General features: G+C 51.2%; 16 protein-coding genes. 11 read left to right on the forward strand and 5 right to left on the reverse strand.

The features are described 5' to 3' along the window. Positions 1–25: 25 nt before the first annotated feature. The 4 genes from L3556_RS08045 to cbiQ all read right to left on the reverse strand — a co-directional run bounded on the left by L3556_RS08045 (position 26) and on the right by cbiQ (position 3,541). Positions 26–1,003, reverse strand: a complete 978-nt coding sequence (locus L3556_RS08045; RefSeq protein WP_277866769.1) for an RsmB/NOP family class I SAM-dependent RNA methyltransferase — start codon at positions 1,001–1,003, stop codon at positions 26–28. 210 nt (positions 1,004–1,213) lie between these two features. Beyond that, positions 1,214–2,245 carry a hypothetical protein gene (locus L3556_RS08050; RefSeq protein WP_277866770.1) on the reverse strand — a complete coding sequence of 344 codons (1,032 nt, stop codon included), beginning with the start codon at positions 2,243–2,245 and terminating at the stop codon, positions 1,214–1,216. Beyond that, positions 2,245–2,766, reverse strand: a complete 522-nt coding sequence (locus tag L3556_RS08055; protein WP_277866771.1) for a J domain-containing protein — start codon at positions 2,764–2,766, stop codon at positions 2,245–2,247. The genes L3556_RS08050 and L3556_RS08055 overlap by 1 nt, the downstream gene beginning before the upstream one ends. A 13-nt stretch (positions 2,767–2,779) precedes the next feature. Next, positions 2,780–3,541, reverse strand: coding sequence for a cobalt ECF transporter T component CbiQ (gene cbiQ / locus L3556_RS08060; RefSeq protein WP_277866772.1), 762 nt, complete (start codon positions 3,539–3,541; stop codon positions 2,780–2,782). Here cbiQ and L3556_RS08065 point away from each other — a divergent pair. The 11 genes from L3556_RS08065 (at position 3,540) to mnmE (ending at position 12,512) form a co-directional block, all read left to right on the forward strand. Further along, complete coding sequence (locus L3556_RS08065; RefSeq protein ID WP_277866773.1) at positions 3,540–4,067, forward strand: DUF2834 domain-containing protein; 528 nt, start codon at positions 3,540–3,542, stop codon at positions 4,065–4,067. The two genes, cbiQ and L3556_RS08065, sit on opposite strands and share 2 nt — an antisense overlap. A gap of 291 nt (positions 4,068–4,358) precedes the next feature. Further along, entirely contained in the window at positions 4,359–5,030 is a 672-nt protein-coding gene (gene ntcA, locus L3556_RS08070; RefSeq protein WP_277866774.1) for a global nitrogen regulator NtcA, read from the forward strand. Between the two features lie 130 nt (positions 5,031–5,160). After that, complete coding sequence (nblR, locus tag L3556_RS08075) at positions 5,161–5,871, forward strand: response regulator transcription factor NblR (RefSeq protein WP_277866775.1); 711 nt, start codon at positions 5,161–5,163, stop codon at positions 5,869–5,871. Next, entirely contained in the window at positions 5,852–6,391 is a 540-nt protein-coding gene (locus L3556_RS08080; RefSeq protein ID WP_277866776.1) for a DUF192 domain-containing protein, read from the forward strand. Before nblR ends, L3556_RS08080 begins: the two co-directional genes overlap by 20 nt. Before the next feature lie 169 nt (positions 6,392–6,560). Then, the gene (gene def, locus L3556_RS08085) at positions 6,561–7,127 is read left to right on the forward strand and encodes a peptide deformylase (protein WP_277867621.1); all 567 of its coding nucleotides are present in this window, start codon (positions 6,561–6,563) and stop codon (positions 7,125–7,127) included. Between the two features lie 8 nt (positions 7,128–7,135). Continuing rightward, on the forward strand, positions 7,136–7,330 hold the full coding sequence (locus L3556_RS08090) for a hypothetical protein (RefSeq protein WP_277866777.1): 195 nt from the start codon (positions 7,136–7,138) through the stop codon (positions 7,328–7,330). A gap of 38 nt (positions 7,331–7,368) precedes the next feature. After that, positions 7,369–7,761, forward strand: a complete 393-nt coding sequence (gcvH, locus tag L3556_RS08095; protein WP_277866778.1) for a glycine cleavage system protein GcvH — start codon at positions 7,369–7,371, stop codon at positions 7,759–7,761. Positions 7,762–7,764: 3 nt separating this feature from the next. Further along, positions 7,765–9,426, forward strand: coding sequence for an Asp-tRNA(Asn)/Glu-tRNA(Gln) amidotransferase subunit GatB (gatB, locus tag L3556_RS08100; protein ID WP_277866779.1), 1,662 nt, complete (start codon positions 7,765–7,767; stop codon positions 9,424–9,426). 127 nt (positions 9,427–9,553) lie between these two features. Further along, a complete protein-coding gene (gene petC / locus L3556_RS08105; protein ID WP_277866780.1) occupies positions 9,554–10,093 on the forward strand; it encodes a cytochrome b6-f complex iron-sulfur subunit in 540 nt (179 codons plus the stop codon). A gap of 36 nt (positions 10,094–10,129) precedes the next feature. Next, positions 10,130–11,065, forward strand: coding sequence for a cytochrome f (gene petA, locus L3556_RS08110; protein WP_277866781.1), 936 nt, complete (start codon positions 10,130–10,132; stop codon positions 11,063–11,065). A 31-nt stretch (positions 11,066–11,096) separates the two neighbouring features. Then, positions 11,097–12,512, forward strand: coding sequence for a tRNA uridine-5-carboxymethylaminomethyl(34) synthesis GTPase MnmE (mnmE, locus tag L3556_RS08115; RefSeq protein WP_277866782.1), 1,416 nt, complete (start codon positions 11,097–11,099; stop codon positions 12,510–12,512). A 30-nt stretch (positions 12,513–12,542) separates the two neighbouring features. Here the strand turns inward: mnmE and L3556_RS08120 are convergent, their stop codons facing one another. Continuing rightward, positions 12,543–14,468, reverse strand: a complete 1,926-nt coding sequence (locus L3556_RS08120; protein WP_277866783.1) for a hypothetical protein — start codon at positions 14,466–14,468, stop codon at positions 12,543–12,545. Positions 14,469–14,497: the final 29 nt, after the last annotated feature.

A 14,497-nucleotide genomic window follows, 5' to 3' on the forward strand; every position in this document is an offset into this window, starting at 1 on the left:
GGCTGTAACTGGACTATTCTTTAGGTTAGTCGAAACTTGACCATTTTTGATAGCGTTTCCAATCGGTTCCTAGGGGCTGTGGTTCACTCTCAGGTTCACTAGGGGCACTATTGTGCAGCAAAACCGTAAATGCCCCTGCCCCTAAACCACTTTGGGGCCAGAGGCGATAGCAGGGAAATGGGGCAAGGTGGGATTGCCAATCCTTCAGGGCGAGAACCGCTTGGGGCTGAAATTGGGGAAATTTGCTTAAAAACCAGGCGATCGCCCCTTCGTTTTCCGCCTTTGAGAATGTACAGGTAGAGTAGAGTAACCACCCCTGGGGAGCTACTAGGTCAGCAGCAGCGGCCAAAATACGCTTTTGACGGCGTTGATTATGGCGAATGGTTACTGGATGAAAGCATCCCTCCACCTTTGTCCTTTTAGCGAGAAGCGATTGACCGGAACAGGGAGCATCTACAATTACCACGTCTGCGGATTGGCAGAGGACGGGAGCTAAGGTGGCCACATCTCCATGGAGTACCGCCACCGGATCCACCTGACAGCGTTTCAGATTTGAAATGAGCATCCCTAGGCGTTTGCCAATGACTTCATTGCAGAGGAGGAGGTCGGGTTGGATACTACGCCAAGCAAAGAGACTTTTTCCACCGGGGGCGGCACAGAGATCCACCACAAGATTGGTTTTAGGGGCTTTTGCGGCGAGTTCCATTAGGGGTACGGCAGCAAAAACAGAGGAAAGGTCTAAACAGTAGTAGGCCCCTTGGTCATGGAGGGGATGCTTGCCGGGCTTGCTCTCTAAACTGAGGCGATCGACAAAGGAGGGTTGCCAGGCAACGGCTGGGGCGATCGCAAAGGGGAGAACGGCTGGCTTTGGTTGAATCCAAAGAATCGCCGGTGGATAGGGTTGGGGCTGAAGCAGTGCTTGTATAAATTGTTCCTGATCGGGCAGTTTTGGAAACAGGTTTTGACTCAGGGTTTGCAGGAGCCGCGAAGGAGAATTAGGCACTGGTATAAACTTTAGGGCACTCCGAAAAATTGGCAAAGGCGGTGTGGCTATGCGCTCATACTAAAGTCGATAGCATGGTTTGATGTGAACGATGGGACAACAAAAAGGGTTTGGGATCCATGCCATTGATTCAAGGGAAAACAGTGGATTTTTATAGGGCACCTCGATTAATTCAAAATTTGGGGCGATCGCGTACATCATCGGATGATCCTAGCAATTGTTACTTGATACTCGACTAGGTGGCAAAAACAACACCAATGGAACATCGTCTGATAATGGGCCAGGGGGAGGCAGTTTAGCTTTTTGCTGTTGCAGCCAAGTGGACACCTCTAGGTTTTGGGGGTGGAACTCATGGACATAGTTAATGAAATCATCTACGGTGCAAGGCTTTTGCTTACCCCCTAGGCTTTGATGAAAATGATTATGGACGTTTTGGGCAATAGTGATGATATTGTCAACTGACCCAGCTAGGTGGGGATAATGGGCCGCAGCATATAGGTGATGGGAAGCCAGATTAGGGGAGTTGATCACAGATGGTTTGAGTCCAGTGACAAGACAGGTATTTTTATCCCGTCGTCTGGCTTGCTTTTTGGCTTTCTCGATTTCTTTGCCTCGATTTAGAATCTTTTTAACAATGGTGTTGATGGTGGGTTGGATTTCATCGCCCATCTGTTTACACCATTCCTGCCGATTCCTCCTCACTAAGCTTTGACTAAATTCTTTAGATAGGATCAGAATCCCTGACAAGGAATAGTAACGAATGTCTTTATCAATGTCATGGTAATAGTCTTGACCCACAATCAAGGACGGTTCGGCTTGAGCCGCCATCCTCCTGAGGAAGTCACGCCGAGTTGCAAAAATAGCTACAATATCGCGTTCATTGAGGAAAAATCTGTCACTTCTACGGACTAAGGACGAACTATTGTAGAGGATGCTTTGATGGATGAAGGCTCGTCTAACGTCTTTTTTGAATTGTTTTAGAAGTTGCCGAAACCAGCTCAGGAAACCCTTATCCCGTTGTTTGTCTTTGAAGGCAATGTAAGAGGCGATCGCATAGGCTCCGGTGTCGGAATAATCCCGTAAGCCGGTGGTTTGGTTGATCACTCGATAATCACGATCTGGGCGTAATTCCCATCTGTCGTTAGGATCGCTATCGAAAAAATCTTGGATGTCCAGCAACTCTTGTTCCGTGATGTTAAGAACCTTGATTAGTTTTTCAGCCGTGATCCAGACTTTGGGCATTAGCCTTTCCCCAATAGACTCCGGTAGAATACATTTAGGCGATTGAAAATGTCTGGATTCCCCGTGGGCTGGTCAGGGTGGTAGGTTTTGCTGAGTTCCCGGTAGGCTGCCTTGATGTCGTTGTCTGTGGCAGTATGCCGGTCTAGTCCAAACACTCGCCAGGGCAAATCGTAGTCGAAAATGTTGATGCCATTAATGCAATTGTCCCCGGTCACGCCGTCTTCATCCGGTAGAACCCCGATCCAACGACGATAGATTTTTTTCCAAGATTCCTTCTGGCTGAGGCTCAAATTCATGCCATCGGTGGCCATCTGGAATGAACCCGACGCCTTTAATTTTGGGGTTGAACTAACTTGAAAGTGTCGATAAACTGCTTTTTTGAGTTCAGGCAACGTTAATTGTAGTTTTTTGCCTTTGACAAAGGAGGCAAACTGAATAAGGATCGCCTTATCATAGCCGTGTAGGTTAACGAGTCTATCTATTTCTGCTTGAATGGAACTGACACTGGGGGCGCGTGGCATTGTTTTCCATGGATTAACTGGCTCCATAGTAGTACATTACAATTCCCACCAGCCAACAAACACCAATGCCCAAGCCATGGTAAGAATACAGCCGAGGATAGGTGCGTTTTTGCTGTCGCGATCGCAGCCCATACCCCCGTAACCGCATGGCCCGATAGACCTGTTCAGAGCGATCGTAACTGCGAATTAAAAAAGTGCCAATTAAGGCCGCAATGCGCCCCAACCGCCGCCAATGGGGACGAAACCCCCGCAACATCATGGACTGCTGCATCCGCACCAACATCGGCCGCAACTCAAAAATATATCGATAGCTCAACACCAACACATCCGTCAGAAAGGGGGGGATGCCAAAGGTACGTAAAACCTGGAGCCATGCTGAAAATGTGGTCGTTTCCAGTAACACCATGGCAAGGGTGGCAAGGGTGATCAACCGCCCCGCCAAAACCAGAGCCGCCCGCAATCCCTCCCAAAAAATTACCAGTCCCCCCCACCGCAACCATGGGGTTTCCCCCCCCTGAAACAACAGGAGTAATCCTAGCCCTAGGAAAAATACCGCCAGCACCGCCAGTCGTTGCCACCATCGCCGCCACGAGAGACCCGCACCCCCATACACCAGTGCCATTCCCCCCAGGGCGATCGCCAACACCGATAGGCGATCGATCGCCGCAATCACAAAAAGAAGCGGCAACAGACCCAAGACCTTACATTCAGGCTGCCAACGATGAAAAATCGACATACCATAGAACATATCGCCCCACAGGTTCCCCCATGCCATGATCAAGACAATTAGTTTATTTACCCTTTGGTTGGCATTCATGGGCTATGGTTTTTTCCTGGCTCCACCGGATCACCCCGATACCTTGGATCTGATTGGGCGACTGATCCGCGGCCCCTGGCAGGGCATTAACCCCCTAGTCATTGCCTTATTTAATCTGATGGGGATTTGGCCGTTCATTTATACGGCGGTTGTGCTAGTGGATGGCCGCGGACAAAAATTACCTGGGTGGCTCTTTGCCGCAGGTGGCTTTTTGTTGGGAGCCTTTGCCCTCATTCCCTACCTAGCCCTTCGTCGCCCTAATCCGACGTTTCAGGGCCCCCTAGACTGGGGATTGCGGATATGGGAATGGCGCGGTACGGGTATTCTGCTGCTACTGGCAACAGTTGGGTTGGTGGGCTATGGTGTCACCCAGGGCAATTGGGCTGATTTTTGGCATCAATGGCAGACCCGCCGCTTTATTCACCTAATGAGCATCGTATTTTTGTCTACTGACCCTACTATTTCCCTTACTTTTGGGGGATGATCTGGCTCGACGACAACCCAGCTTCCAGGGGCTAGGGGTCTTGGCCAGTTTCCCCCTTTTTGGCCCATTACTGTATCTATGTTTACGTCCTAGGCTCATTAACACCGATAAAGTGTATCATGAGATACAAAATACAGGGCCACAATCCGTTTAACTAAAACTCCAATGGCAAGAATCTGATTACAGAGTCTGAGCATACAGTAGATGCACCATGGCAGGGTTAGATGGATGCTCTTCCCTTGCCTTTACTAACAGTCATTTAACCTATGGCACAGGATAGTCAACCAATCTATGGTAACTACTAGCGATCAACCGCTGGCCGCCATTTTTCGGCAGATGGCCAGTGGGATGTTCCCGACCGCAACGGAAGTCTTTGACCGGGGTAAAACCATCTTTTTCCCGGGTGATCCGGCTGAGAAAGTGTACTTCTTACTGAAGGGTGCGGTGAAGTTATCGCGGGTCTACGAGGCAGGGGAAGAGATTACGGTTGCGCTTTTACGGGAAAATAGCGTCTTTGGGGTGTTGTCCCTGGCTACGGGAACTCGCTCCGATCGCTTTTACCATGCGGTTGCCTTTACGCCGACGGAATTGCTTTCCGTGCCCATTGAGCAGGTTGAAAAGGCCATGCACGAGGATCCCACCCTACCGATGCTGATGATTCAGGGTCTATCCTCCCGAATTTTACAAACGGAAATGATGATTGAAACCCTGGCCCATCGAGATATGGGGTCACGTCTCGTCAGCTTTTTACTGATTCTTTGCCGCGATTTTGGGATTCCGGGGGCAACTGGGGTCACGGTGGATTTGAAACTCTCCCACCAAGCGATCGCCGAGGCCATTGGTTCAACCCGTGTCACCGTTACCCGGCTGCTAGGGGAATTACGGGATCAAAATATGATTTCGATCCAGAAGAAAAAAATTACGGTTCATAACCCCTTGATGCTCAGTCAGCAGTTCACCTAAGGGTTAATCCAGACCAGGATTCAGGACAGAATTATGCCCTGATTACCCTTCTTTGAGATGGGAAACTTGTTTAGGGTGCGTTTCGTCCCTAGGTCAAGGTACGTTAGAGGTGGCCTGATTTTCTGAGCCTATGGAACCTACCTTTGCGATCGCCGCCCCGCGAATTTTATTGGTCATGACTGACTCGGCCCTCGCCCAGCAAATTGGCCAAGACCTACAACAGGCGGGGTATGACCCGGTAACGGCGGCAACGTTTGCGGACTGTCAGTTGGCCTGCCAGGAATGGCAACCGGCCCTAGTGATTGTGGACGACCTGGCCATGGAGCATCGCCCCGATAACGTGAGCGGCCTAGATCTGTGTCGTAAAATCCGTCAGGAAAAAATTACCTTACCACTCCTGTTAATCATGGAGAGCGATCGCCTAGAGGATCGGGTGAACTGTTTAGAAGCCGGAGCCGATGACTATCTCCTCAAGCCCTACCGCGATCAACAGTTTTTAGACATGGTTCAGCTTTACCTGAAACCAACGGCCCCAAGTGGGGAACAACTGCGATTTGAGACCCTGGTTCTGGATTTAGCCACGCGGCGGGCCGAGCGGAATGGTCGCTTGATAGATTTAACGATGAAGGAATACGAACTCCTGAAATTTTTAATGGAGCATCCCCGCCAAGTTCTTAGTCGAGACAAGATTTTAGAGAATGTCTGGGGCTATGACTTCCTGGGGGAGTCCAATGTCATTGAGGTTTATGTCCGTTATTTACGGCTAAAAATTGAACCCGATGGCGAAAAACGATTGATCCATACGGTGCGAGGGGTGGGGTATGTTCTCCGGGAAGCTTAAATTTAAGCAGGTTAAGCAGATTTACTCATTTTTTTTAGCCCTAGGGGTGGCATTGACGGTTATCGGCTGTCAAGCCCTTGAGCAACCTAGTCTAAATTCTCAAAATTCTAATGTGGCGATCGCTGGGGTTTCCCAAATTTTGCCGATTACGGCCCAGGCGATCATTGGCGAGACGGTTATTGATCTGGAAGTCGCCAAAACTCCTGCCCAGCAAGCCCTAGGATTGATGTATCGCAGTGAATTAGCGGATAATCGGGGGATGTTATTTCCCTTTGATCCGCCCCAATTGGTAAGCTTCTGGATGAAAAATTGCCTTATTTCCTTGGATCTGATTTTTATCTATGAGGGGGAAGTTATTGATATTGCTGAAAATGCCCCCCCCTGTTATGACGATCCCTGCCCCACCTACGGCCCGAATCAAATCATCGATCATGTGTTAGAACTGCGGGGTGGTCGGGCCGCTGAAATTAGCCTTGCCGTGGGCGATCGCCTCAAAATCAAGCCCCTTGAGCAATCCTAGGAACCTGTGGGATAAACCGGTCAACTATTCCTAACCCATTGCTATCCAACGATCCAAGGGTATTTCATCCGATAGGGTATGTCATCTAAGGATGCCAAGGATATCAGATATGTAGTGTTAGAGTAAGAGTATCTGTTAGTTTTTTTAGTAATCAATTAGTGCCATGGCCATCTCTGCAACTCTCTCCGTTGAAAAAGAAAAAGTTAAAAAACCTCCCTTCAAAATTCACGTCCTCGGCGATCGGGTACTGCGCCAGCCCGCTAAACGGATTAGCCAAGTCAATGACAGTATCCGCCAAACCGTACGGGATATGCTACAAACCATGTACAGTGCCGATGGCATTGGCCTGGCCGCCCCCCAGGTGGGGATTAATAAACAGCTTTTAGTCATTGATCTTCACCCCGATGAAGCCGCCAATCCGCCCCTGATTATGATCAACCCGGTGATCCGCGAAGCCAGTCCCTTGTTGGAATTGGGTCAAGAAGGCTGCTTGAGTATTCCTGGGGTCTTTTTGGATGTGAAGCGGCCGGAAATGATTGAGGTCAGCTACAAGGACGAGTGGGGCCGCCCCCAACTACTTTATGCCAGCGGCTTGCTATGCCGGGCCATCCAGCATGAAATTGACCACCTCACAGGGGTGATGTTTGTGGATCGGGTGGAAAATAAATTACTCCTGAATCAAGAATTATCGGAGCATGGTTTTTCCCGCAATGCCGTTCGCCCCGTGGCAGGTTGAGGTTCGGCGTGGTTGCTAAAAGTTATGTATTTTTAGGTGGGGCCTGCATTGCCTTTATTGCGACCGTGGGCTGCATCTTTGAGTTATCCTCTGGAGAGGCCCAACTGGGTTTTGGGGTGACATCGGCTATTTTAGCCCTGGCATTGCCCCTCGGTATTGGCCTATTTGTGGCCGCCGTTAGGCTCGGCCGGGCCGACCCCTGAGATGATAATAAAAGAAACCACGGCAGTGAGATGAGTCTATGACCTTAGAGTACCCGGATGATCTTCAATACCTGGATAGTCATGAGTATGTGCGTATTGAAGGGGAAATCGCCACCATTGGCATTAGTGCCTTTGCGGTCGATCAACTGGGAGATATTGTCTTTATTGAAATTCCCCAGGAAGGCGATAAATTAATCCAAGGGGAACGCTTTGGCACCATTGAGTCGGTGAAGGCCGTTGAGGAAATGTATTCCCCCGTAACCGGAACGGTGATTGAAAGTAACCAGGCGATCGCCGATACCCCAGAAGAATTAGCCGCAGATCCCTACGGCGAAGGCTGGCTCGTGAAAGTACGCCTAGATAATGAAGATGACATCGAAGGGGCCCTGACGGCCACCGCCTACCAAGCCCTAGTGGAGGGAGATGAGTAGTTTATGGCAAAGGCAGCACGAAAAAAATCCAAGAAAAAAAATAACCTGGATCATGATGATCAGACTCCCCTGTCAGAGGTGAAATCACCCTCCCCGACCCTGGCCAAGAATGCCCCGGTTGAGAATACATCCCCAGAGCCACCGCCGTCCGCACCCATTGAACCCGACATTAATCCTGAGAACCCTGATCCTGAAAATACGGTGTACGAAGCGGTAATTGGCCTGGAAATTCACTGTCAACTCAGCACCAACACCAAGATTTTCTCCAGTAGCTCCAGCGCGTTTGGAGCAGATCCCAATACCCACATTGATCCCATTTGTTTGGGCCTACCGGGTACCTTGCCCGTCCTCAATGCCAAAGTCTTAGAGTATGCCGTCAAGGCAGGGTTAGCTCTCAATTGCCACATTGCCCCCTACAGCAAATTCGATCGCAAGCAGTATTTCTACCCTGATTTACCCAAGAACTACCAAATTTCCCAGTACGATTTACCCATTGCTGAGCAGGGTTTCTTAGAAATTGAACTCATTGACGAGAATGATCAGCCCCGCCGCAAACGAATTGGCATTACCCGCCTGCACATGGAAGAAGATGCCGGAAAATTAGTCCATGCAGGCAGCGATCGCCTCTCGGGGTCGACCTATTCCCTGGTGGATTTGAACCGGGCCGGAGTTCCCCTAGCGGAAATTGTCTCCGAGCCGGATCTGCGATCGGGCCAGGAAGCGGCGGAATATGCCCAGGAATTGCGGCGAATTTTGCGTTATTTGGGTGTATGTGATGGGAATATGCAGGAAGGTTCCCTCCGCTGTGATGTGAATATTTCCGTCCGTCCTGAAGGCAGAGAAGCCTTTGGCACGAAGGTGGAAATTAAGAATATGAACTCCTTTAATGCCATTCAACGGGCGATTGACTTTGAAATTGATCGCCAAATTACGGCCATTAAGGCGGGAGAAAAAATTATTCAAGAAACCCGGCTCTGGGACGAAAATACCCAAGCCACGTTTACGATGCGGGTCAAGGAAGGATCTAGCGATTATCGATATTTTCCTGAGCCAGATCTGGGGCCCATTGAGGTGAGTGAGCAGCAGCGGGATCTTTGGCGCAGTGAACTACCGGAATTACCGGCCCAGAAGCGTCATCGTTACCAAGAAGACTGGGGTCTGTCTGCCTACGATAGTCGGGTCTTAACCGATGAACGGGGCACCGCTGAATATTTGGAAGCCACCATTGCCGCCGGAGCCGTAGCCAAACAGGCCGCCAACTGGATCATGGGGGACATGACGGCCTATGCCAAAGAGACTAAGCAATCCATTCGGGATTTGCCCCTAACCCCGGATCATTTAGCCGAACTCATTGCCCTAATCGAAGATGGCACGATCAGCAGCAAAATTGCCAAGGATATGCTGCCTGAACTCCTGAAAAACGGCGGGTCTGCGAAGGCCCTAGTGGAGAAAAAAGGACTCAGCCAAATTTCTGATGCCGGCACCCTCAACGCCATCATTGATGAGCTATTGGCGGCCCATCCCCAGGAACTAGAGCAATACCGAGCTGGCAAAACCAAGCTCCAGGGCTTTTTTGTGGGGCAGATGATGAAAAAAACGGGCGGGCGGGCGGATCCAAAATTAACCAATCAGTTATTAGTTGCCAAACTCAATCCCCCCGGCTAAAGCATAATTCCCGGCAAAGATTCTAGTCGAGGACTGCCAGGACGTGACCGCAGATGTGATAATGGGCTTAACAAACGTAATTATTTACGCCTGTAGATTGTAGATTCCTTAGTAAACTCCGTAAACCATGGCTCAAGTCTCTGGAACGTCTGATGTGCCCGATATGGGCCGTCGTCAATTTATGAACCTGCTCACCTTCGGTACCATCACCGGTACTGCGTTGGGAGCCTTATATCCGGTCATTCGCTATTTTATTCCTCCCTCGGCCGGTGGGACAGGAGGGGGGGTCATCGCTAAAGATGCCCTTGGCAATGCCATTAATGTCACTGATTACCTGAGTAAGCACCTCGCGGGCGATCGCTCCCTGGCCCAAGGCATTAAGGGAGATCCCACCTACATTGTCATTGAAGAGGATCACACCATTGCCAACTATGGCTTAAATGCGGTCTGTACCCATTTGGGCTGCGTGGTTCCCTGGAATGTCAGTGAGAATAAGTTTATCTGCCCTTGTCATGGCTCCCAGTACGACAGCACGGGTAAGGTGGTGCGTGGCCCGGCTCCTCTGTCGTTGGCCCTTGCCCAAACAACCGTAACCGATGACAAACTCGTCTTCACCCCTTGGACGGATACGGACTTCCGGACGGGTAAAGAGCCTTGGTGGACGTAAGGACAGGTAATCTTCATGAAATTTTTGATGAAATCAATGAAATCGTTGATCGCATTTTTCTGCCTCTGTGGGGCCCTTTTAATCGGCCAACTTTGGCTGGCTACCCCCCCAGCCCAGGCCTATCCCTTCTATGCCCAGCAGGGATACGATAGCCCCAGGGAAGCCACGGGTCGCATTGTCTGTGCTAACTGTCACCTGGCGGCCAAGCCCACGGAAATCGAAGTCCCCCAAGCGGTGACACCGGACTCAGTTTTTGAAGCCGTCGTCAAAATTCCCTATGATACCAGTGTGCAGCAGGTGTTAGGGGATGGCTCCAAGGGGGGCCTTAATGTTGGGGCGGTGTTGATGCTACCGGAGGGCTTTACCATTGCCCCAGCGGATCGCATCCCGGAAGAACTTCAGGAAAAGGTTTCTGGGGTCTATTACCAGCCCTACAGTGACGATAAGCAAAATATTATTCTGGTGGGCCCCTTGCCCGGTGAGCAGTATCAAGAAATTGTCTTTCCGGTACTTGCTCCCAATCCCGCTAATGATAAGACCATTCACTTTGGTAAATACTCGGTTCATGCTGGCGGCAATCGGGGCCGGGGTCAGGTCTATCCCACCGGGGACAAAACCAATAACACCGTTTATACCGCTGCGATCGCCGGCACGGTAAGCCTCACCACTGGGGACGATGGTAGTTTAGTGGCCACCATTACCTCTGATAGTGGCGAATCCGTTGCCGAAACCATTCCTGCGGGACCAGAATTGATCGTCTCTGATGGTCAAGTGGTGGCTGCGGGGGAAGCTCTGACCACCAATCCCAATGTGGGTGGTTTTGGTCAAAAGGATACGGAAATTGTCCTCCAGGATCCCAACCGGATTAAGTGGCTATTGGTCTTCTTTGCGGCCATTACCCTCTCCCAAATCCTCTTGGTTCTGAAGAAGAAGCAGGTGGAAAAGGTGCAGGCGGCGGAGATGAATTTTTAGCGTTTAGTCTCTAACGTTTAATTTCTAAAATGTGAATCGATCCTCAACCATTGCAGCGATCGCAACGGCTATTGTTCCCCAGCAGGGCAGTATTGGTATTGTCCGTCTGTCGGGGCCCGAGTCCGTGGCGATCGCTCAGTCACTTTTCCACGCCCCTGGACACCAAGCCTGGCAGAGTCATCGTATTCTCTATGGCCACATCAGGGATCCCCAGGGCGAACAGATCATTGATGAAGCTCTTCTCCTCTTGATGCTGGCTCCCCGCTCCTATACCCGCGAAGATGTGGTGGAGTTTCACTGCCACGGGGGGATGATGCCGGTGCAGCAGGTTCTCCAACTGTGCCTGAGCCAAGGGGCCCAACTCGCCCAACCCGGAGAATTTACCCTACGGGCTTTTTTGAATGGCCGCCTAGATCTGACCCAAGCGGAAAGCGTGGCGGATCTGGTGGGAGCGAAATCCCCCCAAGCGGCCCAGTATGCCCTGGCCGGTCTACAAGGAAAACTCACCCAACCCCTAGGGCAAATTCGCGCCGCCTGTTTAGAATTGCTGACGGAAATTGAAGCCCGTCTGGATTTTGCCGATGACCTACCCCCTTTGAATGGGGAGCAGGTACGCCAGGACATCCTTGGACTCCATCACCAGGTTCAGCACATTTTAGCAACGGCCGATCGCGGCGAGTTAATTCGCACGGGCCTCAAGGTGGCGATCGTTGGTCAGCCCAATGTGGGGAAGTCCAGTTTATTAAATGCTTGGAGCCGCTGCGATCGCGCCATTGTCACGGATTTACCGGGCACCACCCGGGATGTGGTGGAATCTCAGCTAGTGGTGGGGGGGATTCCCATTCAAGTCTTGGATACGGCGGGGATTCGGGCCACGGAGGATCGGGTAGAGCAATTGGGGGTAGAGCGATCCACCCAGGCGGCGGCCCAAGCGGATTTAGTTCTATTTGTGGTGGATGCCCAACAGGGTTGGACCGATGGGGAACAGGCCATATACGATCGCCTCTGTAGTGGACACCGGCCAAGGGGTAAAAAAATTCTCATTGTGATCAATAAAATCGATCTAGTTGATCCCAATGTTCAACCCCAAGCCCTTCTAGAATCGTTGGCTGAACTATCCTTACGTAGCCTACCTATTGTTTGCCTGTCTGCCCTGCAACACCAAGGAATTCTAGAGCTTGAGCAGGGGATTTTGCACTTAATGACCCAAGGGGATTTACAGGCAACTAATTTAGATCTGGCCATTAATCAACGCCAAGCCAGTATTCTCGCTCAGGTGAGTCAATTTTTGGAGCATACTATTGAGGCGATCGCCGCCGACTTACCCCTAGATTTTTGGACAATTGATCTGCGGGCTGCGGCCCGGGCCCTTGGGGAACTTACCGGCGAAGATGTGAATGAGTCGGTTTTAGATCAAATTTTTAGTCGATTTTGCATTGGTAAATAAGTCTGGCAAAAATTTGGCTGGGATATAGTATTAACGCCGTCCGCCAAAGAGCCACTGGATATTCACCCCTACCCCTGGGGAACTTTGGCCAATTAATCCGCCGACGGCCATATTCTGACCCGCTGCATTACTGCCATAGACATCAATACCCACATTCCACTGGGGAATCAGATAACGCATCCCTACACTAAACACACTCCGCTCACCGGTGACAATGGGGGTTGCTTCACCAATGAACTGTAATCCAGGCACAACCTCGTAGTTGACCCCCAAGCCGACCCCGCCCACGCGAGTATCCCCAGTTAGAAGACCAAACTTAGGATTTAGAAACAAGGCTAGGGGTTCGATGGGACGGTAGGTAAAGGGAAGTTCTAGTACCGCCACCGAGCGACTACCAAAATTCTCCTCTCCCTGTAAAAAGCCGCGATTAAAGGATCCCTTAAAGGCAAAGGAAAAGGGATCCCCCTGGACTTGATCTAAAAAGCGTAATTTAGCCGCCAGTCCAAGGTTGAGATTACCGCTGTAGTCCACATTTTCAAGTAAATCTACCCCTGGCTCTAACTGCTCAACGGCCACTTCAAATTGGGCATCATGGACTACACCGATGGCAATATTAACCCCCTGACCCACATCCCCGGCACTGCCGCGCACCCGTAGCATACCTGGGGGCAGGGTATCTGCCGTTGGAATCGTAATTCCATCTAACAATAACTGGCGATCGCGCTGATCCAAGGGTTGACGGGGGCCGCTACGAAAACTAGGTAAAAAACTCGGCGCATAGTCTAAACCCAGATCCGGGGTATAGGTCAAGCCCGCCCGCAGGGCAATGTGATCGCCATCGGGCAAAAAGGCCAGGGTGCGCGTTGTCGGTGTCACCCCAAAACTATTGGTGGCCGCCAGATCCATGCTCACCGCCGGGTTAACCAGGAACCGAACGCCCGCACTCCAGACCGGAAAATTGGTGATGGCCCCATCACTGGCCCGCACCGTATTGCCACCGGGGCCCACCGGCATAATAATATCCGTGAAAAAGTTGACCCGCTCGTGGGGTTGCCAACTCAGGCCGGTTCCAAAACTAATATTGGTGCCATAGAAGTCCGCACCATTGACATTTTCAGGTAAAAAAGCAACGGCCGGTGTAAAGTGCCATTGGAGTTGGGGTGTCACCCTATAGGTGAGGGGCATTTCCAAAGAGCCAGCGGCGGTGTAGGAACCTTGCACCTCTGCGCTAGAGGCAAACATAAAATTATCGGAGCGCACCCGCAGCAATTCAACACCACCCATAATGGCGATCGCTAGATTGTCACTGTTATGGAAGCGGTATTTGAGACTGGCTCCCACTGCGCCATACTGGAGATCAGGTTGCAAACCATTCACCAAACGCCCTAGGGGATCATCAAAGTAGTTCCCCGTGAGGCTAATTTGCATATCTTCGTTCAGGCCAAAATCCACGGTTCCGTAGAAGATTTGCAACCCTGCACCGCCGCCACTGACTTCATCACTGCGGAAAGTGGTGAGACCGCCACTCAGTTGCAGCATTCCAGGGGGCAATAGGTTGGCAGTTTCTATATTGTAGAGACGAATGGGCGGCCGCATTAGGGGCGGAATCGTGTACTCCGGATCGGAAATGGCCACAGGAGGTAGGGGCTGGACGGGGTCATCGGCAACCGTGGGCGTGGTTGGCTCATCGGCATGCTGCTCTAGGGGATCGGGGGTTTCGACAAAGACCGGGCTAGAACTGGGGGGTGATGGAATAGATACGGGCCCCGTCGGTGTGACTTCTTGCCATTGAGGTGTGTTGGTATCCTGGGGAGCAACATCAAAGGAGGGGCCACTGGTGGTGGTGGGGACTTCCTGCCACTGGGGAGCCGATGGATCCGTGGCTTGGGCCCAGGTAGGTGGGGTGATGCCCACACCCATCAAAGCAAGAATGGCTGTCCAGGAAAATACTTTCATGCACACAATATACTCACACCTATCCGTAC

Source organism: Candidatus Synechococcus calcipolaris G9 (genome assembly GCF_029582805.1).
Lineage (GTDB): Bacteria > Cyanobacteriota > Cyanobacteriia > Thermosynechococcales > Thermosynechococcaceae > Synechococcus_F > Synechococcus_F calcipolaris.

Excerpts from the sequence above, each read along its gene's own strand:
- L3556_RS08050 (WP_277866770.1), bottom strand. The coding sequence starts at position 2,245 with ATGCCCAAAGTCTGGATCACGGCTGAAAAACTAATCAAGGTTCTTAAC.
- L3556_RS08055 (WP_277866771.1), bottom strand. The coding sequence starts at position 2,766 with ATGCCACGCGCCCCCAGTGTCAGTTCCATTCAAGCAGAAATAGATAGA.
- L3556_RS08065 (WP_277866773.1), top strand. The coding sequence starts at position 3,540 with ATGATCAAGACAATTAGTTTATTTACCCTTTGGTTGGCATTCATGGGC.
- cbiQ (WP_277866772.1), bottom strand. The coding sequence starts at position 3,541 with ATGGCATGGGGGAACCTGTGGGGCGATATGTTCTATGGTATGTCGATT.
- ntcA (WP_277866774.1), top strand. The coding sequence starts at position 4,359 with ATGGTAACTACTAGCGATCAACCGCTGGCCGCCATTTTTCGGCAGATG.
- nblR (WP_277866775.1), top strand. The coding sequence starts at position 5,161 with ATGGAACCTACCTTTGCGATCGCCGCCCCGCGAATTTTATTGGTCATG.
- L3556_RS08080 (WP_277866776.1), top strand. The coding sequence starts at position 5,852 with ATGTTCTCCGGGAAGCTTAAATTTAAGCAGGTTAAGCAGATTTACTCA.
- gcvH (WP_277866778.1), top strand. The coding sequence starts at position 7,369 with ATGACCTTAGAGTACCCGGATGATCTTCAATACCTGGATAGTCATGAG.
- gatB (WP_277866779.1), top strand. The coding sequence starts at position 7,765 with ATGGCAAAGGCAGCACGAAAAAAATCCAAGAAAAAAAATAACCTGGAT.
- petC (WP_277866780.1), top strand. The coding sequence starts at position 9,554 with ATGGCTCAAGTCTCTGGAACGTCTGATGTGCCCGATATGGGCCGTCGT.
- petA (WP_277866781.1), top strand. The coding sequence starts at position 10,130 with ATGAAATCGTTGATCGCATTTTTCTGCCTCTGTGGGGCCCTTTTAATC.
- L3556_RS08120 (WP_277866783.1), bottom strand. The coding sequence starts at position 14,468 with ATGAAAGTATTTTCCTGGACAGCCATTCTTGCTTTGATGGGTGTGGGC.